Source organism: Colwellia sp. Arc7-D, from assembly GCF_003061515.1.
Lineage (GTDB): Bacteria > Pseudomonadota > Gammaproteobacteria > Enterobacterales > Alteromonadaceae > Cognaticolwellia.
The window spans coordinates 796,188-820,267 of the sequence record NZ_CP028924.1 but is presented as its reverse complement, the minus strand read 5'-3'; the positions used below and the strand labels follow the sequence as shown (position 1 = coordinate 820,267).

The window sequence follows — 24,080 nt, the reverse complement described above, 5'->3', positions numbered from 1 at the left end:
TTAACTCACCACACTAGGAATACTACCAATCAACCTTATGGAGTAATCCATGAGTTTTTGAACTAGCCAATGTCCACCCATAATTAAGGCGAGTAAGGTAACAATTAAACGCGGTAAAAAGCTCAAGGTTTGTTCATTTATTGAGGTTGCTGCTTGAAAAACGGCCACAATTAAACCAACGATCAAACTGGGTACAATAACAGCACTCACCAGTATAATGACTAGCAGTAATGCATCGCGCAGAATATCAACAAATACCTCAGGACCCATTACGTAGCTCCCATACCATAGCTGGTTGCTAATGTACCTATGACTAAATTCCAACCGTCGATTAATACAAACAACATTAATTTAAACGGTAACGATACAATCATTGGCGAGAGCATCATCATACCCATCGCCATTAATATACTCGCTACCACTAAATCTATAATTAAAAAGGGGATAAACAGCATAAAACCTATTTGAAAGGCCGTTTTTAACTCACTAATAACAAAGGCAGGAATTATTACTGTCATAGGTAAATCAGTGGGCTGGTCAACTTGTTCAATACCAGCCATTTGCGCCAAAGTGTCGAGATCTTTAATACGCGTTTGTTCTAACATAAAAGCGCGTAAGGGCACTTTTGCTTTATTAATGGCTTCAACTGATGTTAATTGTTCTTGTAAATAAGGCTGAATAGCTCGTTCGTTTATTTCGTTATAAACCGGCGTCATAATAAATAACGTCATGAATAAGGTAATACCAATAATAACTTGGTTTGACGGTGTTTGTTGAAGGCCAAACGCTTGGCGTAAAATGGCCATCACCACGACAATACGGGTGAACGATGTCATCATAATAACCGCTGCAGGTATAAAGCTGAGCGCGGTCATAAAAATTAATATTTGTAATGTTACAGAGTATTCTTGTGAACCATCGGGATTAGTCGTTAATGTTAACGCTGATAATGAAAGGTCGTCGGCAGCAAAGCTGGTATTGCTAATGAGTAAAAACGACAAAATCGTAAACAGTAACGTTACGATTTTGTTTAACGATAATAATGACTTTTTACTTTTGTTTATCATACTTTTTTATCGCTTTTTGTTTGAGTAATTTAGCTATAGATTGTGCAAAGTCGACACTGTTTTCTTTGGCGGCTATTAAAGGTTCATCAAGCGTTTCGATTAAACTGATTTGCTGTGCGGTAACACCAAGCAATAGTTGCTTTTTACCTGCTTGCACCACCACTAATTTCTCTTTAGCACCTAAGTGTAAGCTCGTGACTATTTTCAAACCGTTGATACTGTGCCGTACACCCTGAAAGCGTTTTAATATAACCGCACTAATAACAATAACCACAAGTACCATGAGTAATGACAGAATCATGCTCATGGCGTCCATATTTGCCGTAACATGTTTACCGACTTCAACAGGCGCAGCTTTTGCTTCAACGGGGAGAGTTGGAGTTGTTGCTGCCAAATTGTTAAGTTTTTCTTCTGCAGGTTTTACAGCTTCTGAAACAACGTCGACCACAGGGGCAGTATTAACAACTTCTTCAGCATAGCTATTTGCCAATAAAGACAACCAGATAAATATTACTGATAATATTTTTTTCATTAGTCGTTATTTTAACTTTTTAATACGTTCAACTTGGCTAATAACATCCGTTAATCGAATACCAAATTTGTCGTTAACTACAACAACTTCACCATGAGCGATTAACGTGCCATTTACCAATACATCTAAAGCCTCGCCGGCAACGCGATCAAGTTCAACAACTGACCCTTGATTAAGCTGCAACAAGTTTCGGATACTAATATGACTACGACCTACTTCCATTGAAATAGTCACAGGTATGTCTAAAATAGCATCGAGTTTATGTTTTTCATCACTTGAGATAGTTTCACTATCTTCTTGTAAGTCTTCTAATTCAACAGTTTCAGCAGCCTCAGACGCGGCTTGCTCATCCATTGCTTCATCCCACTGACTTAAATCGTCTTCGTTATCTTTACTCATGCTGCTTTGCCTCAATTTTCATCGCGTAGCGTCAAAAAATCCACGCTACTCGTTTGTTATTACTTATTATGCAGTTATGCGATTTTTACACCACATTTAATAAAATTATTTAAATACGCTATTTTATAGGGTCGATTATAAGTCGTCTTCTAATAAGTGTAACTCTGCATCATTGTCTAAACGCTTACCGCCTTTGGTTAAAATGGTAAGTTCTGATTTAACTTGTTCAGGGCGTTTAATTTTTGATTCTATTTTCAATGCTAAATTATCACGACTACGGCCTAGTTTAGCTCTGAATGAGGGTAAATTTTCAACTAACACCGTAATATGGTCTGGCATTTCAATCGGAATAATATCCCCTGCCTTTAAATCCATAATTTTTTGTAATGACAATTTAACTTCTATAAATTTTGTTGATAGCTCAACCGGTACGTCCATAATTTCATCGCGTAGTGCCTTCGACCAGCGCATGTCAGTATCTTCTTTATCACTTTGCACACCTGCGTCAAGCAATTCACGAATAGGCTCTAACATAGAGTAAGGCAGGGCTACATGAAAATCACCACCACCACCATCGAGTTCAATATGAAACGAGCTAATAACGACAACTTCTGTCGGACTAACAATATTGGCCATTGAAGGGTTAACTTCTGAATCTAGGTACTCGAAAGAAACATCCATCACTGGCGACCATGCTTCTTTGTAATCTTCAAAGATAATTTTAAGCAGCATTTGTACTATACGACGTTCAGTCGGAGTAAATTCACGCCCTTCTATTTTAGCGTGATAGCGACCATCACCACCAAAGAAGTTATCCACCAAAATAAAAACTAATCGCGCTTCCATGGTGATTAATGCAGTACCTTTAAGAGGTCTAAAACGCACCATATTCAAACTAGTGGGTACAAATAAAGTATGCACGTACTCACCAAATTTGATCATTTGGATGCCGTTTATAGAAACTTCAGCAGAGCGACGCATCATATTAAATAAGCTAATACGCATATGGCGAGCAAAACGCTCGTTAACCATCTCCAGTGTTGGCATACGTCCGCGCACAATGCGATCTTGTGAAGAAAAATCGTAATCAGACGTTCCCTCGGATGAGGAAAAATCTTCTTCAATATCTTCTTCTTCAACATCATCTACACCGTGTAAAAGTGCATCAATTTCCTCTTGAGATAATAAATCACTCACTCGACAGTCTCTTTATCTTGTTAATTTAGTTACGCTGTTCATCACGTGTACTATTGAACTATTTTCTTAACGTTTTATTGCTGTTCTAGTCGTTCAAAAAAATGCATTCAATTGCACCCTGTTAAACATTTTTATTGCATAACAAAGCCAGTAAATAGTACTTTTTCGACAACTTCACTACCTTCAACTTCGGTCATTATTTTATGCACTTCAACTAATGCTGATTGCTTTAAAGACATTTTACCCGCACTGGTTGCTAAGTCATCAGCACTTGACCGTGAAAAAACGCCCAGTAATGTACTTTCAATAAGGGGTATATGTTTTTTTGCTGCTTCTTCGTTTTCCGCACCTCTAATAAGCAGTTGCACTCGAATTTCAACAAAGCGATCTACTGCATTACCAGGTACATTGAAACGAAAGGGTCTTGGCAAAGGAACATACAAAGCCGTACCAAGTTCAGCATTTTCTGCAGGTGCGCCAGACGCCTCTCCTGCTGCATCAGCGCTTAATTCACTACCGCCGCTTGCTTGTGCAGTTTCATCTTCACCACCGAGCATAAAAAATGCAGCTCCGCCGCCAGCAGCAGCTAAGATAACAACAATAGCAATTATAATAATCAGTTTCTTTTTCTTACCTGAATTATCTAGCTCAAGTTCTTTTTCGTCAGCCATGTTCCCTACCTTTGAATATTTTTTAAAGCACTTGTTAAACTATATCGTTGAATAGCTGCTAAACCAAAGAGTTTTATCAAGTATTATGGGTGTATTAATGAATTAAGCATAGTAATCCACACCTGTTGATGAAGCTTTAACCACATCAAGCACTACATTATCATTTTCACTGAAGTTACCTTCACCCGACTCTTCATTTGTACCACTATGATTTGCTTGTTCAAAACCATCGCTATTTTGCTCTTTTGCCTGGCGCTGCTCAATATTTGCATCGCCAACATCAACACCATTTTCAGCTAACATATCTCGTAGCTTGCCCATGTTTTGCTCTAAGGCCTCTTTTGCTTGTTGGTTTTGAACAATAAACTGCACCGCGGCTTGTTCATTTTGTAAATTCACTCTGACATGAATATTACCCATTTCTGGTGGATCCAGTTGAATCTCTACTTGTTGTATTTTCTGGTTGATCATTACCATTACTTTATCTTTAACAGCATCAGCAAAATCTTTGCGATAAATAGCAATAGTTTCGGTGTTCAACGCGGTGATTGATTTTTGTGCTTGTACGGTATTGGTTGTTAATTGATTAATTGTATTTTCAAAACTTTGTTCTTGATGTGCCGCTAACTCTGCAGCATTGGGTATTGTTCTAGCAGCCTGTGCGTCTAATGTATGATTAATGGCAGGATTGAAAGTTGAAGCGACTTTATCAGCGTTCGGTGCCAGTTTCTCGCCTTGGCTTTTCATCAATGCTAGCTCATCATCCGCATTGTTGGCTAGTTTAGTGGCATCATCAAAAGCGACACTCTTTTGAGTTGCATCAATTTTTTGCTCAACTGTTGGTGCAGACGATGCAGATATTACCGCAGCGGTACTTTGATTAATCTGACGAGGTTGAGTTGACTCGTTAGCATTTGCTCGATTAAGTTCTAAAGCACCCGCTTGTGTTAACTCTGCAGTTTGCATTTTTACCGGTTCACTTTCACCTGTTACCACTTTGTTTATAGCGTCAGGTGCTTTTTTAACGTCTTCAACAGTAAATGCTTTAGCATTAATGTCATTACTTTTTTGTGACTCTTTTATATTAGACACATTAGATATATTAGACAATGACTTAGCATCTTGCTCTGTTTTTAAAGCCGCTTTACTTTCATCAGCTACAAGCGCGGCATTAATTTGCTTTGCTAATAAATCCTGATCGATAACTGTATTTTTACGCGTTAATTTTTCGGTAGTTCCGGTGTTTAAAACCTCTGATTGAACAGGAGAAATAACGCTATTATCGGCTGACTTCACTACAGCATTTTTAGCAGCATTTTCGACCAAGGTAACTGCCGTAACTTTATCTGTTGTAGTTGCTATTTGCTTTTCTTTATTCTGTATATCACTTGCCACAGTATTAGTTATAAAGTCGGCGGCTATTTTAGCCGTTGAATTATCTGTGACATTGGTATTACTTGCTTGCACACTAACTTTACTGTCAGTAGGCAATTGTGTATTCGAAGTGTTAGACAAGGCTTTATTTTCTTGAACTTCGGCAGCTTTACTTTGCTCTAACGGCGTCGATACTTGACTATTTGTTGCTGACTTTGTTAACAGTTGTTGTGCACCATTTAGCATTTTCAACAGATCAACAGCATCATCACTTTCAACTTTTTGAGCGACACTCTGACCTGTTTGAGATTCTTGAAGCACTGAATTAGCAGCCGACTTATATGAACTAGCGATAGCACTATCATTATTTGACGTTTTAACATTTGTAATAACACTATTTTTATCTTGCACGGGCACAACAGGCAAAGGTACTGGCAGCGTATGCTCGTCTCCTTTAATCTTTACTACAGGTTCAACTGCCGCTAATAATAGTTCTCGAACTTTTTCTTCTACCGATATCGGTAAAGGTTCTTTATAAACACTCACCTCCAATGGTTTAGTCACCAAAGATTCATCATCTATTGGTAAGGGCACAGGTAAAGTATGAGCATCATCGTTTATAGCTTTTTCAGCGATCAACTTTGCCGACATAGTTTGATTATCAATAGGAAAAGATATTGGTAAATTAGAAGATTTGTCAGCAGCTGTTGATTTTTCTATTGATGTTTCATCATCTATCGGTAAGGGCACGGGTAATGTATGAGCATCATCTAGGTTCTTGCGTTTAATCTTAATAGCGGGGTCATCACTAAGCGGTTGCTGTTCTGCCGCTTTAGACACAAGATTGCCACCTTGATTATTTTTACTCTCTGAGTCAGTGTTATTTTTCTTTGGATAATGCTGCTCCATCGCATCAGAAAACGCATTGCCTTTAGTTTGATTTTTGTTGGATACATCTCCCTTCCCCCCTGAAACATCTAGGGTTTGGCTAACATCAGAAGACAAAAAATTTACTTGATACATAACAAAGCTTTCCTAAATATAAACAATAAGCGCAATTTAATACGTAACTCTCTCTTGTTAACTAAGCAAAAATCATTCCAAAACCAGCTTGATTAGCTTTAATATTAGAAATTTGTTACTCAGACAAATAGGAATTAAAAATAGGCAGTTGGTGAAGTAAAATAAGATTTATCTGTGACGACGAACAAATTGCTGGGTAGCAATTTCATCAAACATTTTTTGTTCTTGTTTATTAGCGGCAAGTTGTAAAGTAGCCAATTTTTTATCGCGCAATAATTCTACAGCTTGTATTTTACGTCTTTGTTCTAACCATTGTTTTTTTCTTGTTTCAACTAACGCTTTGGCTTGATGAACTGCAATTTTAACTTGTTGAGAAGCATTATCTAATTTGGCAATAAAGGCATGAAAATGGCTATATGTCGCACTATCTATACCTTCTAAAGAACGCTGATTAAGTCTGCGCATATATTCCAAACGATAGTCACTGACATTTTTTAAACGGTCTTTATTTTGTTGATAGTCAAGTTCCGCTAATTGTAATGCTTGCGAGGCTTTTTGCTCTTTATCAAGCTCAAATTTATATAAGGTATTTAACTGTTTCATGCTGTTATTACCTTATTTATTGTTGTGCCGTTTGGCTTTGTTGAGCATGGGCTTGTGCCGCCGCGAGTACTTCTTGCAACTGCGTTAAACTCTGATCATACGGAATAATTTCAAGCATTTTTTGCTGTAAGAAAAACTGAATAACGGGCTGTAAATCTATGGATTGATCTATTCTTGGATCGGTACCTCTGCTGTAAGCACCAATAGAGATTAAATCTTTGTTTTCTTGATAAAGCGAATACACTTGGCGTAATTGTCTAGCAAGTTGTTGGTGTTCTTCACTGGTTACCATTGGCATAACGCGGCTGATAGAGCCTTCAATATCAACTGCGGGGTAATGCCCAGCATCGGCCAATTTTCTAGACAATACAATGTGACCATCTAAAATAGCACGAGCAGCATCAGCAATAGGATCTTGTAGGTCATCGCCTTCGGTTAAAACAGTAAAAAATGCACTAATCGAGCCTTGGCCATCGCCGCCATTACCTGCTCGTTCAACCAATTGAGGTAATTTAGAAAAAACTGATGGTGGATAACCCTTCGTTGCTGGTGGCTCGCCTACTGCTAGGGCAATTTCACGCTGTGCTTGCGCATATCGCGTAAGAGAATCAATCAGTAATAAAACATTTAAACCTTGATCACGAAAATATTCACTTATTTGAACCGCAGTTTCACAGCCCTTTAGTCGCATTAATGGCGAATTATCGGCGGGAGCGGCAACCACAACAGAGCGTGCACGACCTTCCTCACCTAAAATCTCTTCAATAAACTCTTTAACTTCTCGTCCACGTTCGCCAATAAGTCCTACAACAATAACATCGGCATTAGTTCCTCGTGTCATCATACCTAACAATACACTTTTACCAACACCGGAGCCGGCAAACAAGCCCATACGCTGACCAACACCAACCGTAAGAAAGCTGTTGATTGAGCGCACACCAACATCGAGTGGTTCGGTAATTGCACGTCTTGATAACGGGTTAATAGGTTTACTGTCGTAATGATAAGTCTCAGATGCTTTAATTGGGCCTTTACCATCGAGTGGCTTACCCACACCGTCGATAACGCGGCCGAGTAAATCCATAGATAAAGGTAATCGGGCTTTGGTAGATAAAGGCACGACACGTGCCCCAGGTAATACGCCTTGTAAACTCTGCTCAGGCATTAAAAATGTTGTGTCTTGTGAAAAACCAACAATTTCGGCAATAAGATCACCTTGCGATGTTTCGACTAAACACTGGCTGCCCACGGGCGCTTTAACCCCAACCGCTTCTAACGTTAAACCAACAACACGCACTAAACGTCCGGCAACAGAAACACTTTGCGGATGAATAAGTTTTTCACAGTTTTTTAAACGTTCAGTTATGCGATTTATGTCAACCATAGATATTTACGCTTTTTTAATTAATTTACCGGTGCAACTTGTATTGGCTTTATGTTTATTGTGCTTATGTTGTTAGTAAAGAGTATCGCTTAAATCAGGTAATAACGACTGTTATTAAGGACATAAATGCCAACCTATAAATATTCTTTAAACTTTCATTAGAGATGCATTAGACATACATTAAACATTCAAGCCGAGTTCGTGTTTCAAATAATTGACGTTTTAAAGCAAAAATTATTGATGTAAAGCTTCTTGCAAAAAAGATTCCAACACTTCGTTTAAGCGCGATTTTACACTGAGGTCAATATTCGATGTACTGTTTTCTATTTGACAGCTACCTGGACTTAATTGTGGAGCAGCAAGCAATCGCCAGCCTTGTTCTTTGATATGTGTTGCACCAAATTGTTGTTCAACCAATTTAATGTCTTGTGGGTTCAATAAAATTTGCGTTTGAGACTCTTGCCCTGGCAACGCTTTAATACCTTCTGCAATGGCTGATAAAAGTATATCAGGGTTAGTTTTGGCTTCATGCTTGGTTACCGCTTGGGTTAATTGCACTACTAACTGTAATAATTGCGCTTCAACATTTTTTTCAACATTGAGTAACGGTTGATGCAATTGATCTATTAGCGCTTGCATCGCAGCAATTTGTTGTTCGCTGGTTTCTTTCCCTTCGGCTAAACCTTGCGCTATACCGTCTTCATGCCCTGTGGTCACCCCTTCTGCATGACCGCTGGTTTTCCCTTCTTCTAAGCCAACAGCAAAGCCTTCTTCTTTACCTTGCGTGAAGCCTTCGTCAAATGCGGCCTGACGAATGTCTTCTATATCTTGCGCGGTAAGCGGAACGGGTTCATCAATTTCAGTTTCTTCAGGCGGTTCGTAACGCCAGTTGCGTGCTTTACCCAGTGCATTAGTTTGCTCTTGGTTTTCATCAAAGTCTGACCGTACATTAGGCACGGTCCAAGTATCTACGATGTCAGATTTTTTTGCGTCAGCTTTAATAGACTGTTTTTCTATCGGGTCTTCACTGCTTGGCGTTGAATCAATTGACATTATGTATCACTCACTGAGGCTAAATTATAAGAATTCATCGCCACCGCCACCGCCACCTAGCATAATTTCACCAGAGTCAGATAATCGACGAGCAACGGCCAATATTTCTTTTTGTGCAGCTTCAACTTCACTAATGCGCACAGGCCCCATGGCTTCAAGATCATCAGCTAACATTTCAGCGGCACGTTTAGACATATTCGCCATAATTTTTTCTCTTAAGGCTTCATCAGCACCTTTTATCGCTTTCATTAACGCGTCTTGCTGTACTTCTCTTAAGATGGCTTGAATACCTCGGTCATCTACATCGGCAAGGTTTTCAAAGACAAACATTAAGTCTTGTATTTGTTGACTCATTTCTTCGTCATGTTCACGAATTGAATCCATCAACAAGCCTTCAACATTTGTATCTAGGTAGTTCATTATATCTGCTGCTGCTTTCAAGCCGCCCATTTTCGCTGCTTGTGCACCCGCTTGACCAGCAAATTGTTTCTCCATGATCTCGTTTAATTCTTGTAATGCCGCCGGTTGAACTTCTTCTAAATTGGCGATACGCATCATAAGATCTAAACGCACTTTATCAGCAAATTGTGTCATTATTTCTGCTGATTGTTCTGGATCTAAATAAGATAAAACAATCGTTTGTATTTGAGGATGCTCATTACGAATAATGTTAGCTACTTGTTTAGAGTCCATCCATTTTAAAGAGTCTAAACCTTTAGCGCCTCCGCCCATGACTATTTGGTCAATGAGGTTGCCGGCTTTATCTTCACCTAATGCCGCAGTTAACGCTTTACGAACAAATTCTTCACTTTGGAAACCAATAGTAGAGAAGTTTTGAATTTCGTTGATAAACAATTTATGCACAGCGGTAATTTTCTGTTGAGAAAAATCTTCCATACCGGCCATGATCATGCCCACTTTCTGCACTTGCTTGGGCTCTAAATGTTTTAGTATTTGTGCAGCATCTTCCTCTGAAAGACTTAATAATAAAATCGCGGCTTTTTCGCCACCATCGAGTTTATTAATGTCAAATCCAGACGGTTGCTGGGTTGATAGTTCTTGGTTTTCATCACTCATCTTCGTTCAACCAACTTTTAACTACTTGCGATGATAATTCTGGCTCATTTGCCACTAAAGCACGTACGGCTTTTAAAACATCTTCATCGCGATGTAAATCAGGTAATTGTAAACTACCATCTGGGGCAAAGCCAACGGCGCCAGCATCAAACTCAGCGGTTAGCATATCCATGGTTTCATCACCTAAGTCAATATGACTATCAAGCGACTTATCACCATAATCACTCGGTGTTTGCTCTGGGTGAATTAGGCGTTTTAACATTGGGCGTACGACTGCAAAAAATAATACTGCAATCAAGATTACCGCGCCAACTAATTTAGCATATTTATATACCGTTGGATCTTTCCATAGTGGTACAGCTTCAACCGCAACAATTTCTGGACGAGAAAATGGCAAAGTAACAACATCTAATGAATCGCCACGCTGTAGGTTAAAACCAATACTGCCTTGTAATACACGACGAATATTAGCTATTTCTTGTACAGAGCGTGGTGTTGGCATAGCTTCACCTTCAGCATTCACACCCGGAATATAATCTAAGGCAACTGAAACACTAATACGATGTATAACGCCCGTTTGCTGTTTAGTGTAGCTGATCGCTTCGTCTAGTTCATAGTTGCGAGTTGACTCTGAATGCTTACGACCCGGCATACTGCGCTGTTGTCCGTTGCCAGTTGCATCTTCAGGGATATTACTGTCAAGCGGTGGTTGGTTAGTTAACGCACCCGGTATACCTCCAAGCATGCCTCCGATAGTGCTATCTTCAACTTTCATTTCACTACGTAAAGCGGGTAAGTCTGAATTATATCGGCGTTGTGTTTCTTCTGTGTTAGTAAAATCCATCGCCACATCAACTTGTGCGGTGTAATTACCTAAGCCAACAACAGGAATTAAAATTGAGTCAATTTTTGACATGTATTCAGATTCACGCTTTTGTTCTATTTCAAACTCTTTACGAGAGCGAGATGAAACAGAGTCTTGTGAACCAGAATTTAATAAACGACCATTTTGGTCGGTTACCGTTACACGATTAGGATCTAAGTTTTGCACTGCTGAAGCAACAATATCAACAACCGCATCAACTTCTTCTTCAGATAAAAGGCGGCCGCGGCGTAAAGTGAGTACTACAGTAGCTGAAGGATTTTTCTCACGTTTAGCAAAAACATTTTCACGCGGAATAGCTAATAATACCCGAGCACGTGAAATAGACTTTAATTCTTCAATCGTACGGGCGAGCTGTTGCTCTCTTGAATGTTTTAAACGTTCACCTTCTAGGCGTTGACTTACACCAAAGCCCATATCCTGCATAAGAATTTCGCTACCTTGAGATGGAGCATCAGTAAGACCTTCTCGAGCAAGCATAAGTTTAACGTTTTGATATTCATCGCTTTCAACAGATATAGTGTTATTTTCTTGACGATAATCCACTTTATTGCTGTCAAGAAAGTCCATCGTTTTAATTAATTGCTCGGTTGGCAATTTGGTTAAAAAACGATATTCAGGTTGATTCGCTAACATGATGACAAAAATGGCAATAGCAAAACAAATAGCTAGTGCAATGACTATTGTCATTTGACGGAGAAAATCAACATTGCCCATGGCACCGGCTAAACCTGACTTTTGCTCACCAACGGTATCATCTGCTCCGTCGCCAGCGACTAAATCGTTGTTACCATCGGCTAACATTAAATTTGTATTGTCTGTTGTATCGGCCACTTATTTATCTCCGCGTAAAACTTGTTTTATTTTTAGCAACTGGAGCTAAACCGGCATGCTCATAATTTCTTTATAAGCTTCAACAAACTTATTTCTGATCTGAACGGTTGCATCAAAAGCAATACCCGCTTTTGAGCCTGCAATCATAGTATCGGCCAAGGTAACACTGCGATCACCCATTTCAAACGCTGTACGTTTTGCACCAACATCTTGTTGTAGTTCATTAACATTATTTATTGCATCTTTTAACAAGCTACCAAAGTCACCACCAGCTTTACTGACTGGAGGCGTACCCATGCCATTTTCTTCACCGATAGGAAGTCTGTTCCCCATCGCTTCCATCGACATGCTTTGCATTTGGGCGTATAAAGAATTAGTTTTAATATCCATGGCTATCTCGCTTGCGTCAATTTCTTGTTACTTACTATTACCTATGGTTAAAGCAAGCATAGTGCCAAGCTAAAAAATAAAGCGAAATGGCAAGAAAAGCCTAATAAAATTACATTTTAAAATAATAAAAAACACTTATAAATCAACAGTAAAAATCAAATTATTTAAAACAAAAAAAACGACGTTAAATACGTCGTTTTTCAGTTTAATCTCGATATTTAATTAACACTTTGTTAATTTTAACCTGTAATTAAAGTGGAATTTGAATACCACTATCACGCATACGGGCAATTTTATAACGTAATGTACGAGGGCTTATTCCCAAACGTTCGGCAACATCTTTGCGGCTTCCTCGACAAGCATGCAAAGTGTCTAATATGATTTGGTGCTCTTGTAATTTAAGTTCACTGCCGAGTTTGTCAGCTTTTGAAGCGTCAACGGTGTCACTTTGCACTTGAGGCGTTTCAAAGTTATCAATCAGTAAGTCATTAGCGTCGATACAACGATCACTTTGTAAAATCAGTGCTCGTTGAATAACATTGTCTAATTCACGCACATTACCTGGCCAAGCATAGGCGAGTAATTTACTGCGAGCTGCTGGTGTGAATTCAGGAATAACATTGCCATCTTTTTGACAAATGCGCGAAATAAGATGGGTTGCTAAGGGTAAAATATCATCTCGGCGTTCATTCAACGGTAACCATGATAATGGGAATACATTTAATCGGTAATATAAATCTTCTCTAAAAACGCCTTCTTTAACAGCATCTTTTAAGTCACGGTTACTGGTTGCTATTACTCTAACGTCTAGGTTAATTGTTTTACGTCCGCCAATACGCTCTACTTCTCGCTCTTGTAAAACACGAAGAATTTTTGCTTGTAAGCCTAAATCCATTTCGGTAATTTCATCAAGTAGAATAGTGCCACCTTGAGCTTGCTCGAACTTACCAGGACTAGCTTGAATAGCGCCCGTAAACGCGCCCTTTTCATAACCAAATAAGGTTGCTTCAAGCATATTCTCTGGAATTGCCGCACAATTTATTGCGACAAAAGGGGCTTGACTGCGTGGTGAGTAATTATGAATATATTGTGCAAGTACTTCCTTACCTGAGCCACTCGGCCCGAGTACCATAACGGAAGCTTCTGTATTTGCTACCTTTTTAGCTAGTTTGAGTAGCTCAAGACTTTGCGTGTCAGCAACCACTGGGTCGCAACCGTCATTTGTTTGTATTTGTACATACTGGCTGACCATATTAAGTAAAACTTCTGGCGCAAAAGGTTTAGCCATATAATTACAAGCACCGTCTCGCATTGCTTGTACAGCATCATCTATAGTGCCGTAGGCAGTCATAATTAATACCGGTAATTTAGAGTGATTATTGCGTATACTTTTTAATAACGATAGTCCTGACATGCCGCCCATTTGGACGTCACTAACCACTAAATCGACCGCATGTGACTTTAATTTTATAAGCGCTTCTTCGCCAGAGTCAACGGCGACACATTGGTAACCTGCTAACAACAAAGTATCAACTAATGCTTCTCTAAGTCCAGCATCGTCTTCGACTACCATAATTTTACTTGTGGTCATTACTAAGCTCCTTAGACATAAATGTTGCTTGATCATTTTCAGACATTATTGGCGACGAATTATCACCAATTAATAAAGGTATTTTGATACAGAAATGTGCGCCTTCACCGGGTTTACTGATTAAGCTAACCTCGCCTTGATGGGCATTGGTGACTGATTTTACTACCGCTAAGCCCAAACCTGTACCTTGGCTTCTAGAAGTATAAAAAGGTTCGAATATTTTATCGGTTAGCTCAGCACTGATACCTGGGCCATTATCTTTAACGCTTATATAAGCAAATTCGTCATGACAGTAAGTACTAATATCAATAACCGCATTTTCTTTAATGACCGATAAACTATTGTGTATTAAATTTTGTATAGCACCTGATAAGGCACTGACATTACCTAATATTTCACAACTAGGTTTACACAAAAATAAATTAACTTTTGCGTTAGCTTGACTAACTTGAGGCTCAATGGCTTGTTTAGCTTGTTCAATAAGTTCGTTAATATTAACGGGTTCAACAACCGCTTTGCTGCCACTTTTTGCAAACAACAACATGTCATTAACCTGTTGTTCAAGATCATGTAAACGCAACATGAGTTTTTCTTGAAAATTTACTCTAGCGCCATCATCAAGCTTTTTGTTACGCAAATTAGCGCCGTATAACATAGCTGCTGACAATGGTGTGCGAATTTGATGCGCTAATTTAGACACCATTCGCCCTAAAGATGAAAGACGTTGAAGTTGTCCTAACTTATCTTGTAACAGTCGAGTTTCGGTTAAATCGGTGATCATGATCAATTGTCCTGGCTGTCCACCAAGTGCTGTGATCTCTAATTTGACACGACGACCATCATTTAAAGAAACTTCATGCCAATCATCCGCTCTAGGTTTAAAAGAACGTTTGATCACATTAAACCAAGCTTGGCCTAAAATAGGCTCGTCTAGTAAACGTTGCGCTGTGTCGTTCATTTTAACAACAATACCGTTACCATCGAGTATAATCATACCCGTTGGCATAACATCAATAACGTGTTGCAGTTGTTTATTTTGTTGACGTAAAAACGCCAATTCTCCAGGGTAATTTTCGTTTTCTAGTCGAGTTGATTGATCGTGTTTTACATTAACCTCATCAAATGAAGTGAATACACGATTCAGCACAGTGTTGGCTGAAGAAGAGTTGGTCGATGTCGAAAAGGCTAGTGCCATAATATTTACCCAAGTAAAGAAGTACACCCAGATAAAGCATGAATTATGCCAATCGATTAAAATGTTATTTTTCAGTAACTAAAGCTATTAATCGAGCTAAAAAATGTTGTCAATAAAATGGCTGAAAAATAATCATACAGGTATATTCAGTCGTTTGAATAAGCGTAAATATTAAATATTAGCTGAGAATAAATAGCAGTTTTAACTGATTAATATTGTCTACATGCTATAAAAAAACGCCATTGTTATTATAAGTATTATAATAACAATGGCGTTTCAATTAACTCACTAAAGTGAGTTTGTAAGATATATTAGCGGTAGCTGATGCTGATTACATAGCGCCTATTACATGTTAGAAATTACATGTCAGGTAATACATAAATAGATACCCGTATTAGCTAGCCTTTTGGAGGTTATACTTACGCATTTTTTCAACAAGCGTGGTACGGCGCATATCTAAAAGCTCAGCAGAGCGAGCGACGACCCAGTCATTTTTATCTAAAGCTTGCTTAATTAACGACACTTCAAGATCAGCAAGGTATTCTTTTAAATTCAAACCATCGTTAGGTAGTACATCAACAGTGTTACCATCGGCTACCATGGCACCTTCTGCGTTACTTTCTTCGCTATCGTCGTCTTCGTCGTCATAATCAAAACCTGAAAATAATTCGTTGATGGCTTCACGTTCTTGTATTTCTTCAGGGTACTCTGGTTGATAGTCATCTACATCTAGGTGACGATACTTTAACGGTAATTGACCAACATTAACCACTTGTTCGCCGAACATAATGATCATGCGTTCAATTAAATTAGACAGTTCTCGAACATTACCAGCCCAAGGGTGTTCTTTAAGTGACTCAATAGCTTGATCAGTAAAGCGCACCGATTGCCCCTGTTCAGCTGAAAATCTTGAAATAAGTTCTTTCAATAATAGAGGAATATCTTCTTTGCGTTCTCTAAGTGCTGGTGTTTCAATTGGGAAAACATTTAATCGATAATAAAGATCTTCACGAAAGTCATTGGTTTTAATCATGTCTTCTAAGTGTTGATGTGTCGCAGCAACAATGCGAACATTAGCTTTTATACTTTTGGCACCACCGACACGCTCAAAGGTTCTTTCTTGTAATACCCGTAATAGCTTTACTTGCATGGGTTGTGGCATATCACCAATTTCATCAAGAAATAACGTGCCACCTTCAGCCATTTCAAAACGGCCTTTACGTGTAGAAATAGCGCCGGTAAAAGCGCCCTTTTCATGTCCGAACAGCTCACTTTCTAGTAACTCAGCAGGAATCGCTCCACAGTTAACCGGCACAAATGGCCCTTTACTTCTATCCGATAAATTATGAATATTACGTGCAACAACTTCTTTACCAGTACCTGACTCACCTAAAATCAATACATTAGCGGCTGTACAGGCAACTTGTTCAATTAAAAAGCGCACTTGTTGCATTGGCTCACTGCTGCCAACTAAAGAGCGAAATAGAGAGCTAGGACCGTTATTTCCTCGCTTTGACGGCAAGTTGTTATGGTATTGATGACTATGATGCACCAACTCTGTTAATTGCGCATAGTTTAATGGTGTGGTTAATTCACCAATAACATTGACGTAACCATTAAGTTGCTTTTTATCAATTATGTCGTGATAAATAAACGGATATGTAGGGTGAGATTTAATAACTTCTTGTAACTTAGCTGAAATATCACCGCATAAAATAATAGTGAGTACATTAGCAATATCAGCTAAGTGTTGATCAATTTCTGCTTCTGAAAAAACATAAAAATGCTCACCAACAAAGGCTAAAACAGTTTCTATTTGATGGCGTCTTGAAGCGTCGTTGTCCACGACTAGAATATGTTTTTGGCCTTGCATATGATGCCCTTGCATTTTTTGACTAATTTTTGTCATGCCACTTATTTTATTAAGTATGTATAAATACCCAAAAATATTTTAAAAAGCGTTTTGACAAGTGTTTATTATTAATAAGCTTTCTCTATTATTAACCTGCTTTTATGATTAATCAACAAAAAATTGACACTGTCGTGTCATTTTTTTGTCAGTTAAAGAAATATTTGCATAGGTCGATATAACTTAGAGAAGCAATAAAAGCGTAATAAACTATATAATTAAGGAGAGTGATTTAGGGGCTTTGTCTCATAATATCAATCAACTGATAATTTTGGTAACGTCAAAAAATTAACATCAAAACTTTAAGAGACTGCTCATCTTTAAAGCTAAAAATAAAAGGCTAACCTCCTATACTTTAGTTAAGATAATCCCTTATATTTCAGTTAACTAGCGTTAATCATCTAACTTTAATAAAAACTGGCATGAAATAAGCTTATCATAAAAACTATGTTTAAATTTACGTTTAAACTAATACTTATAATTGAAGCTAAATAAAATAGGATAATGCTATGTTAATTATTAACGGCACCGCCGAATTGATGAAAAACAATGACCACTTAAACAAAGGCGACAGATATGAGTTCAATATGTTCTCATTAAATATGCCACTAGAAGATCAATTAGCTCAAATAGAAGATTACTTAGTTACACGTGGTTGGGACAATATTGAAGTTTCTGATAACGGTATTATTGAAGATCCAAGTGCGATTGAACATGAAGTGTTACAAACAGCATACGCCAAAGCTAAAAGCGAAGGCTTTGCCGTTACGATTAACAATCAAGCTTTAATATAATTTATCGTCTGTAATTTAAAATTTAGTGTATTTTAGTATAATAAAATTATTGTATTAATACTGGAGATATCTATGACTCACGCGTCATTAAAAAAATATCAACAAGTTAACAAGAGTTCAGCCCAAGAAGCATCACCTTATCAGTTGGTTGCACTGTTATTTCAAAAATTGCTTGATAATATTGCTACTGCAAAAGGTGCAATTGCCCAAAAAGACTATGCAAAAAAAGGCGCTGAATTATCAAACGCTATAGCTATTATTGGTGTATTAGAGGCTTCGCTTGATTTTAAACAAGGTGGAGAAATATCTAATAACTTAGCCTCTATCTACCTTTATTGTTCAGAGCAATTGCTTGCAGCTAGTTTAGATAATGACATTGATAAGCTAAACGAAGTAGCGCAAACCTTAATTCCAATTAAGTCAGGTTGGGACAATATTCCACTTGATAATCAAGACAAGGTAAGCTTTTAATGGCATTAAAAGCTGTTGAAACTTTAGACCAAATAATTGACGTATCTGAGGTGCTACTAAAACTTTTAGATACCTCAAATATTGAAGATGAAAATGCCAAATTAGCATTAAATAACCCAGCGGATGAAACACCACCTGAAACAGTCAATTTGTTGAATTTAATAGCCCAAAGAGAAAAAAGCATATATCACTTATTTGAAAGCTTTACTGCTGAAGAGTTGCAATTACATGCGCTAAAACTTCAATTCTTAGCCAGCCTCGACACCCAACTTGTCAACAAAGTAAATAGTTCTCAACGTTCAGCAAAATCAGAAATTTTAAAGCTAAAGAAAAACAGAAAAGCTATCAATTTATACCAAAAACTATAGCACTTATTACTTGCTCAATTTTAATTTCCTTCGATTATCTGCTCAAAAAGTTAAAACCAAATAAAGCTTAAAACTATTCATATAGTAAAAGCCAACCGGTTAAAATAAAAAAATCGTTTTAACTTAAGCGTTAAAACGATTTTTTATTAAGTCGCCATTATTATAAGCTGACTCAAGTGGCTTTAATTTTTTACTTAGTTAGACTCTCTAACTACACCTGGTAAGTTATCAAGCTGCTGCTGCAAGTAACTGCTAGTCGCATTCAAATTCGCAACCAATAAATCCATCGCGTTATACTGCGAATAAAGCCGAGCTTCTAAAGCATCTATTCTTCTGGTAAAAGCTTCTCTTTCATCATCTAGTTTTGAAAGTTGACTGTTTTTACTGTCTATTCGCCCTTGAATAATACCGTCAGACTCTGTGTAAAATTCAGTGAGTGTTTTAAGCGAGGCGGCAAAACCTGGAACTTCATCTGTACCTACAAAAAAGTTTTGCACTGCATCAACATTTAATGCTATTTGTTCGTCTAAATCATCAGTATCTAGTTCAAATTTACCATAGCGATCTGAGCGCACACCTAACTGGTTTAAGGTCAAGCTTTCACCACCTACACTTGAAAAAGAGCTACTTAATTCTTGACGTAGTTTACTCATAACACCACGTAAAAGTGAGTCACCAGCTAGTGGACCTGCCGCACTTTCGCCAGATTGACCAAGCTGTTTACTTAGGTCAACCAGCGCATTATAACTATTGACGAACTCTTCTAGACCTAGCTTTATATTACTATTATTTTCGCTCGTGGTAGCAATACTTGGCGCATCATCCACGTCATGTACCTGCGTAGCAGTAATGGTTATTCCGTCAATAGCATCGACAAATTCATTAGTACTACTACTAACAACTAACGTACCATCAATAGTTATTTGGGCATCTTTTGCTTCACGTATCTCAGATAAGTTTAACGCACCCGTGTCATAAGCTAAACGCGAAAGGCCAACTTTGTCTGTATTATTAGGACCAAATAGATCGCCCGGCTGGGCTACTTCAGCAACAGATACCCTTATTTCATTCGCAAGGCCTGTTTCTTTACTTGTTAAAACAAGATGTTGGCCATTATCATCAGTGATAATGGTGGCTGAAATAGATGTATTTTCAATACTGTCGTTTATCGAGTTACGAATATCATTAAGCGTGGCAGTATCCGATACACTAATATCAAAACTCTCGCTACCTGACGTAAAGGTCATAACCCCTTCGCCGACAGCTTCACTACTTACAAATGCATCTGAAACTAATTTATGAGATGTGGCAATTTGATCTACATTAATTGAATAGCTACCAACTTCAGCATTTTTATTACTACTGAGTGAAATAAAGCTATCAGAGCCACTGGTAACTCGTTGCTGATATTTATCCGCACTGGCTAAATTTTCAATAGAGTCAGCAACAGCTTCTAGGGCACCTTTTAAAGAGCCAACAGCAGAAATATCAGTTGTTATCGCCGCTTGTCTAGTAACAAGTCGATTTTCAAATGGCGCACGTTCAGCGCCAACAATCGCATCAACAATCTCAGTGACCTGAAGACCTGAACCTATACCTGTAAATGCTATATCTACCATAATTTCACCAAATATGTTGCTGTAAGTGCTAGTTAACAGTATACCTAATAAATAACCACTTTTAATCTACGTTTAAATTTATGTTTTAGTTTATATTTTAATAGAGACTAAATCTCTGTATCAATTAAACTACCTGAAGCATTCGATAGTTTTGAGATAATAGACAAAACTTCTTCTGACGGATACTGCTTAATTAAATCGCCAGTGTCCTTGTCTAGTACTTTAATAACATCTCGACCTGAATCTTCATCGACAATAAACTCTAAACTTCTGTTCATTTCACCCATAAAATCTTGCAATTGCTGCGCCACTTTATTTAATTGTTCGGATGTCATTTTCTCCGTTTTATTCGTTTCACTGGTACTCACGGATTTTTGTTCTTCTACAAGAGAAGTGCCTATAGTTGTGGCATTTTTTTGCAAGTTTTCAACACTTTTATTTTCTGAAGTTGTACGTTCGGCATTGCCATTAACTAATTCAACTGTTGATGAATTATTGGCATTAATACTACTATCGGTGGTGTTAGCTAAAATCATATTTGACTCCCTTATCACCTTAAAGCATTAATTAAATTACGATTATTAATACTATTTCAAGGTGCAAACTTCATTAACTATAAAAACACAAAAAGGAAGAGGTATTATGCCCCTTCCTTAGTTTATGCTACTAACATAGTACTTATGTTAGTGTCACTTAGAGGCTTAACCTAACAAGCTTAATGCGGCTTGTGGTAACTGGTTAGCTTGTGACAATATTGACGTACCTGCTTGTTGCAATATTTGGTTTTTAGTCAAGTTAGCTGTTTCGACTGCAAAGTCAGTATCTTGTATACGACTACGTGACGCTGAAACATTTTCTTGGATGTTAGCAAGGTTACTAATGGTATAACCAAATCTATTTTGAAGCGCACCCAAGTCAGAACGTTGCTCATCAATTTGCTTTAAGGCTGCATCGATTGAAGCAAGTGCAGTTTGTGCTCCAGTACCATCTGAACCACTAATGTTAATTGAAGCAACTGCAGTACCACCAACAGCACTATCTGCTCCGCCTAAAGTACCAGCACCAGGAGCAGTATCAGTATTAAAAATACCAGCACCGGCTGCGATACTACTACCTGCCGTAACAGCAGTTACTTCATTTGTTGAAGTAAATGTAATTGAACCTGAACCATCAGAAACAGCACGAATACCTAAGCCACCAACATTATCATTAACTGCATCAATTAAGTCATCTGTACCTTGACCAACACCAATATCGAAAGATACCGTGTTAACACCTGATGCTGTTGTAACAGCAAAGGTCAGCGTTTCAGCAGCAGCACCTACAACAGCATTATCAAATCCTGCGATAGTAAGACTTTGACCAGATACAACACCTAAATCAGTTGCTTTAATACTTGATAAACTCAAATCGATTGTTTCATTAGCGTTAGCACCAACTTGGAAACTTTTAGCGGTAAAAGTACCATCTAATAATTTTTGGTCACCAAAGCTAGTAGTATCTGCAATTCGTGTTAATTCAGTGTTTAATGAGGTAACTTCTTTTTGCAGTGCATCACGATCGGCTGCTGAGTTTGAACCGTTAGCCGCTTGTAGTGCTAAATCGCGCATACGTTGTAAAATGTCTGTTGATGCTTGCATTGCACCTTCAGCAGTTTGCGCCATTGAAATACCGTCGTTAGCATTACGTTGAGCAACACCTAAACCATTAATTTGCGATGTTAAACGGTTCGAAATTTGTAGACCAGCCGCGTCATCTTTAGCACTGTTAATGCGCATACCTGATGATAAACGTTCCATTGAAGTAGCTAAATTATTACTTGAATTAGACAAGTTACGTTGTGCATTCAATGATGAAGTGTTAGTAATTACTGATAAAGCCATGATAGAACTCCTAAGTACAAAATAATATATTGTTAATTTTAAACTTCGGAGCGTTAATTTTATTGATTAGGCCCCGTGCTAATTACTTTAACGGCAGAGCTCAGTATTACTTTAATTTTTTTGTATAAAAATATAAAAAACATAAAAGAAAAGATAAAAACGATTTAATATCAAAAACTTGAATGTAAAACAAATCACAAACCATCATGTTAAAATAAGCAAAATTGGGTGGTAAGGGAAATTTAAATTGGTAAAAGTGATATATTTAAATAGAGAATCTAGCATTTATTTTTATTAGAAAGAGCTCTCTATTGTCGTTAGCACTTACTGTTAACCTATCAAATTGATATTTTATAGTTCTGCGTAGAAAGCTTACGTTAGCTTAAACTTTTTAAAATAGAGCTAATGATATAAGTACTGATTTAATTTGGCGTCATATAAAAAGCATTCCATTTTTGCATTTAAAAACAAAAAAGCCATCACTTAAAAGTGATGGCTTAGTAGTAATCTAAATATACTTTAGCCGCCAAGTAGACTAATTGCTGCTTGAGGTATTTGGTTAGCCTGCGCTAAAATTGATGTACCTGCTTGTTGCAGTATTTGGTTTTTGGTTAAATTAGCTGTTTCTACCGCAAAGTCAGTATCTTGAATACGGCTACGCGATGCTGAAACATTTTCTTGAATGTTAGCAAGGTTACTAATGGTATAACCAAATCGGTTTTGAAGTGCACCCAAGTCAGCCCGTTGTTCATCAATTTGTTTTAAGGCTGCATCAATTGACTCAAGTGCAGATTGTGCGCCAGCGCCAGTTGCACCACTAACATTAATGGCATTTACAGCTGTACCGCCTGTTGCTGTGTCCGCACCACCTAATGTACCTGCACCAGGAGTAGTATTAAAAATACCAGCATCGCCTGCAACACTACTACTTGCAGTAACTGCAGTTACTTCATTAGTAGATGAAAAAGTAATTGAACCTGAACCATCCGAAATAGCTCGAATACCTAAAGCACCAACATTATCGTTTACTGCATCAATTAAATCGTCAGTACCTTGCCCTACAGCAATATCAAAAGTAACAGTATTGGTACCAGACGCTGTTGTAACAGCAAAAGATAAAGTCTCAGTTGTAGCACCAACAACAGTATTATCAAAACCAGTGATAGCTAAACTTTGCCCAGATACAGCTCCTAAGTCAGATGCTTTAATACTTGATAAGGTCATATCAATTATTTCGTTAGCATTAGCACCAACCTGGAAACTTTTTGTACCGAAGGTCCCATCAAGCAAGGTTTGATCACCAAACTTAGTTGTATCGGCAATCCTAGTTAGTTCTGTTTGCAATGCTGAAACTTCTTTTTGCAGTGATTCACGGTCTGCGGCTGAGTTTGACCCATTCGCCGCTTGCAGTGCTAAATCACGCATACGTTGCAATATTTCTGTTGAAGCTTGCATAGCACCTTCAGCCGTTTGTGCCATTGAAATACCGTCGTTGGCGTTACGTTGAGCAACACCTAAACCGTTAATTTGCGAGGTTAGGCGATTTGATATTTGCAAACCTGCCGCATCATCTTTAGCACTATTAATACGCATACCTGATGATAAACGTTCCATTGAAACTGCTAAACCATTACCAGACTTAGTTAAGTTACGTTGAGCATTCAATGATGACGTGTTAGTTACTACTGATAAGGCCATGATAGACTCCTAGAAATTTAATTTATCTTTTACATTGTTTTGCGTTAGTTGATTTATTCAAACTT

General features: G+C 37.9%; 23 protein-coding genes. 3 read left to right on the top strand and 20 right to left on the bottom strand.

The genetic code is table 11. From position 1 onward, the window contains the following. The 16 genes from fliQ to DBO93_RS03475 all read right to left on the bottom strand — a co-directional run bounded on the left by fliQ (position 1) and on the right by DBO93_RS03475 (position 17,182). Positions 1 to 270 carry a flagellar biosynthesis protein FliQ gene (gene fliQ / locus DBO93_RS03550; RefSeq protein WP_108455098.1) on the bottom strand — a complete coding sequence of 90 codons (270 nt, stop codon included), beginning with the start codon at positions 268 to 270 and terminating at the stop codon, positions 1 to 3. Continuing rightward, the gene (fliP, locus tag DBO93_RS03545) at positions 270 to 1,025 is read right to left on the bottom strand and encodes a flagellar type III secretion system pore protein FliP (protein ID WP_182256786.1); all 756 of its coding nucleotides are present in this window, start codon (positions 1,023 to 1,025) and stop codon (positions 270 to 272) included. Before fliP ends, fliQ begins: the two co-directional genes overlap by 1 nt. A 25-nt stretch (positions 1,026 to 1,050) precedes the next feature. Further along, a complete protein-coding gene (fliO, locus tag DBO93_RS03540; RefSeq protein ID WP_108455096.1) occupies positions 1,051 to 1,599 on the bottom strand; it encodes a flagellar biosynthetic protein FliO in 549 nt (182 codons plus the stop codon). A 6-nt stretch (positions 1,600 to 1,605) separates the two neighbouring features. Then, positions 1,606 to 1,998: a flagellar motor switch protein FliN gene (gene fliN / locus DBO93_RS03535; RefSeq protein WP_108455095.1), complete on the bottom strand. Its 393-nt coding sequence runs from the start codon at positions 1,996 to 1,998 to the stop codon at positions 1,606 to 1,608. Positions 1,999 to 2,133: 135 nt separating this feature from the next. Beyond that, a complete protein-coding gene (fliM, locus tag DBO93_RS03530) occupies positions 2,134 to 3,195 on the bottom strand; it encodes a flagellar motor switch protein FliM (RefSeq protein WP_108455094.1) in 1,062 nt (353 codons plus the stop codon). Positions 3,196 to 3,326: 131 nt separating this feature from the next. Beyond that, positions 3,327 to 3,866 carry a flagellar basal body-associated protein FliL gene (gene fliL, locus DBO93_RS03525; RefSeq protein WP_108455093.1) on the bottom strand — a complete coding sequence of 180 codons (540 nt, stop codon included), beginning with the start codon at positions 3,864 to 3,866 and terminating at the stop codon, positions 3,327 to 3,329. Positions 3,867 to 3,968: 102 nt separating this feature from the next. Continuing rightward, complete coding sequence (locus DBO93_RS03520; RefSeq protein ID WP_108455092.1) at positions 3,969 to 6,263, bottom strand: flagellar hook-length control protein FliK; 2,295 nt, start codon at positions 6,261 to 6,263, stop codon at positions 3,969 to 3,971. A 168-nt stretch (positions 6,264 to 6,431) separates the two neighbouring features. Beyond that, positions 6,432 to 6,866 (bottom strand): flagellar export protein FliJ, encoded by a 435-nt coding sequence (gene fliJ, locus DBO93_RS03515; RefSeq protein WP_108455091.1) that lies wholly within the window; start codon positions 6,864 to 6,866, stop codon positions 6,432 to 6,434. 16 nt (positions 6,867 to 6,882) lie between these two features. Further along, positions 6,883 to 8,250: a flagellar protein export ATPase FliI gene (gene fliI, locus DBO93_RS03510; protein ID WP_108455090.1), complete on the bottom strand. Its 1,368-nt coding sequence runs from the start codon at positions 8,248 to 8,250 to the stop codon at positions 6,883 to 6,885. Positions 8,251 to 8,484: 234 nt separating this feature from the next. Further along, positions 8,485 to 9,303, bottom strand: a complete 819-nt coding sequence (gene fliH / locus DBO93_RS03505; RefSeq protein WP_108455089.1) for a flagellar assembly protein FliH — start codon at positions 9,301 to 9,303, stop codon at positions 8,485 to 8,487. A gap of 24 nt (positions 9,304 to 9,327) precedes the next feature. Further along, positions 9,328 to 10,380, bottom strand: a complete 1,053-nt coding sequence (fliG, locus tag DBO93_RS03500) for a flagellar motor switch protein FliG (RefSeq protein WP_108455088.1) — start codon at positions 10,378 to 10,380, stop codon at positions 9,328 to 9,330. Beyond that, positions 10,373 to 12,097 carry a flagellar basal-body MS-ring/collar protein FliF gene (fliF, locus tag DBO93_RS03495; RefSeq protein WP_108455087.1) on the bottom strand — a complete coding sequence of 575 codons (1,725 nt, stop codon included), beginning with the start codon at positions 12,095 to 12,097 and terminating at the stop codon, positions 10,373 to 10,375. The genes fliG and fliF overlap by 8 nt, the downstream gene beginning before the upstream one ends. 45 nt (positions 12,098 to 12,142) lie before the next feature. Then, positions 12,143 to 12,487, bottom strand: a complete 345-nt coding sequence (fliE, locus tag DBO93_RS03490) for a flagellar hook-basal body complex protein FliE (protein ID WP_081148684.1) — start codon at positions 12,485 to 12,487, stop codon at positions 12,143 to 12,145. Between the two features lie 250 nt (positions 12,488 to 12,737). Then, complete coding sequence (locus tag DBO93_RS03485; protein ID WP_108455086.1) at positions 12,738 to 14,078, bottom strand: sigma-54 dependent transcriptional regulator; 1,341 nt, start codon at positions 14,076 to 14,078, stop codon at positions 12,738 to 12,740. Further along, a complete protein-coding gene (locus DBO93_RS03480) occupies positions 14,065 to 15,273 on the bottom strand; it encodes an ATP-binding protein (protein ID WP_108455085.1) in 1,209 nt (402 codons plus the stop codon). Before DBO93_RS03480 ends, DBO93_RS03485 begins: the two co-directional genes overlap by 14 nt. A 394-nt stretch (positions 15,274 to 15,667) precedes the next feature. After that, on the bottom strand, positions 15,668 to 17,182 hold the full coding sequence (locus DBO93_RS03475) for a sigma-54 dependent transcriptional regulator (RefSeq protein ID WP_275403663.1): 1,515 nt from the start codon (positions 17,180 to 17,182) through the stop codon (positions 15,668 to 15,670). 509 nt (positions 17,183 to 17,691) lie between these two features. Here DBO93_RS03475 and DBO93_RS03470 point away from each other — a divergent pair. The 3 genes from DBO93_RS03470 (at position 17,692) to DBO93_RS03460 (ending at position 18,815) form a co-directional block, all read left to right on the top strand. Then, a complete protein-coding gene (locus tag DBO93_RS03470) occupies positions 17,692 to 17,976 on the top strand; it encodes a hypothetical protein (protein ID WP_108455084.1) in 285 nt (94 codons plus the stop codon). Between the two features lie 72 nt (positions 17,977 to 18,048). Next, positions 18,049 to 18,447, top strand: a complete 399-nt coding sequence (fliS, locus tag DBO93_RS03465) for a flagellar export chaperone FliS (protein WP_108455083.1) — start codon at positions 18,049 to 18,051, stop codon at positions 18,445 to 18,447. Next, positions 18,447 to 18,815 (top strand): hypothetical protein, encoded by a 369-nt coding sequence (locus tag DBO93_RS03460; protein ID WP_108455082.1) that lies wholly within the window; start codon positions 18,447 to 18,449, stop codon positions 18,813 to 18,815. Before fliS ends, DBO93_RS03460 begins: the two co-directional genes overlap by 1 nt. Before the next feature lie 194 nt (positions 18,816 to 19,009). Here DBO93_RS03460 and fliD read toward each other — a convergent pair whose 3' ends face one another. From fliD to DBO93_RS03440, 4 genes are all read right to left on the bottom strand, one after another. Then, a complete protein-coding gene (gene fliD / locus DBO93_RS03455; protein ID WP_108455081.1) occupies positions 19,010 to 20,434 on the bottom strand; it encodes a flagellar filament capping protein FliD in 1,425 nt (474 codons plus the stop codon). 107 nt (positions 20,435 to 20,541) lie between these two features. Continuing rightward, positions 20,542 to 20,970 carry a flagellar protein FlaG gene (locus tag DBO93_RS03450; RefSeq protein WP_108455080.1) on the bottom strand — a complete coding sequence of 143 codons (429 nt, stop codon included), beginning with the start codon at positions 20,968 to 20,970 and terminating at the stop codon, positions 20,542 to 20,544. Positions 20,971 to 21,135: 165 nt separating this feature from the next. Further along, on the bottom strand, positions 21,136 to 22,317 hold the full coding sequence (locus tag DBO93_RS03445; RefSeq protein WP_108455079.1) for a flagellin: 1,182 nt from the start codon (positions 22,315 to 22,317) through the stop codon (positions 21,136 to 21,138). A gap of 519 nt (positions 22,318 to 22,836) precedes the next feature. Beyond that, complete coding sequence (locus DBO93_RS03440) at positions 22,837 to 24,015, bottom strand: flagellin (protein ID WP_108455078.1); 1,179 nt, start codon at positions 24,013 to 24,015, stop codon at positions 22,837 to 22,839. Positions 24,016 to 24,080 lie beyond the last annotated feature (65 nt).

What these genes read in the sequence shown, in the direction of transcription:
- fliQ (WP_108455098.1), bottom strand. Translation starts at nt 270, where the DNA reads ATGGGTCCTGAGGTATTTGTTGATATTCTGCGCGATGCATTACTGCTA.
- fliO (WP_108455096.1), bottom strand. Translation starts at nt 1,599, where the DNA reads ATGAAAAAAATATTATCAGTAATATTTATCTGGTTGTCTTTATTGGCA.
- fliN (WP_108455095.1), bottom strand. Translation starts at nt 1,998, where the DNA reads ATGAGTAAAGATAACGAAGACGATTTAAGTCAGTGGGATGAAGCAATG.
- fliL (WP_108455093.1), bottom strand. Translation starts at nt 3,866, where the DNA reads ATGGCTGACGAAAAAGAACTTGAGCTAGATAATTCAGGTAAGAAAAAG.
- DBO93_RS03520 (WP_108455092.1), bottom strand. Translation starts at nt 6,263, where the DNA reads ATGTATCAAGTAAATTTTTTGTCTTCTGATGTTAGCCAAACCCTAGAT.
- fliJ (WP_108455091.1), bottom strand. Translation starts at nt 6,866, where the DNA reads ATGAAACAGTTAAATACCTTATATAAATTTGAGCTTGATAAAGAGCAA.
- fliI (WP_108455090.1), bottom strand. Translation starts at nt 8,250, where the DNA reads ATGGTTGACATAAATCGCATAACTGAACGTTTAAAAAACTGTGAAAAA.
- fliH (WP_108455089.1), bottom strand. Translation starts at nt 9,303, where the DNA reads ATGTCAATTGATTCAACGCCAAGCAGTGAAGACCCGATAGAAAAACAG.
- fliG (WP_108455088.1), bottom strand. Translation starts at nt 10,380, where the DNA reads ATGAGTGATGAAAACCAAGAACTATCAACCCAGCAACCGTCTGGATTT.
- fliE (WP_081148684.1), bottom strand. Translation starts at nt 12,487, where the DNA reads ATGGATATTAAAACTAATTCTTTATACGCCCAAATGCAAAGCATGTCG.
- DBO93_RS03485 (WP_108455086.1), bottom strand. Translation starts at nt 14,078, where the DNA reads ATGACCACAAGTAAAATTATGGTAGTCGAAGACGATGCTGGACTTAGA.
- DBO93_RS03480 (WP_108455085.1), bottom strand. Translation starts at nt 15,273, where the DNA reads ATGGCACTAGCCTTTTCGACATCGACCAACTCTTCTTCAGCCAACACT.
- DBO93_RS03475 (WP_275403663.1), bottom strand. Translation starts at nt 17,182, where the DNA reads ATGACAAAAATTAGTCAAAAAATGCAAGGGCATCATATGCAAGGCCAA.
- DBO93_RS03470 (WP_108455084.1), top strand. Translation starts at nt 17,692, where the DNA reads ATGTTAATTATTAACGGCACCGCCGAATTGATGAAAAACAATGACCAC.
- fliS (WP_108455083.1), top strand. Translation starts at nt 18,049, where the DNA reads ATGACTCACGCGTCATTAAAAAAATATCAACAAGTTAACAAGAGTTCA.
- DBO93_RS03460 (WP_108455082.1), top strand. Translation starts at nt 18,447, where the DNA reads ATGGCATTAAAAGCTGTTGAAACTTTAGACCAAATAATTGACGTATCT.
- fliD (WP_108455081.1), bottom strand. Translation starts at nt 20,434, where the DNA reads ATGGTAGATATAGCATTTACAGGTATAGGTTCAGGTCTTCAGGTCACT.
- DBO93_RS03450 (WP_108455080.1), bottom strand. Translation starts at nt 20,970, where the DNA reads ATGATTTTAGCTAACACCACCGATAGTAGTATTAATGCCAATAATTCA.
- DBO93_RS03445 (WP_108455079.1), bottom strand. Translation starts at nt 22,317, where the DNA reads ATGGCTTTATCAGTAATTACTAACACTTCATCATTGAATGCACAACGT.
- DBO93_RS03440 (WP_108455078.1), bottom strand. Translation starts at nt 24,015, where the DNA reads ATGGCCTTATCAGTAGTAACTAACACGTCATCATTGAATGCTCAACGT.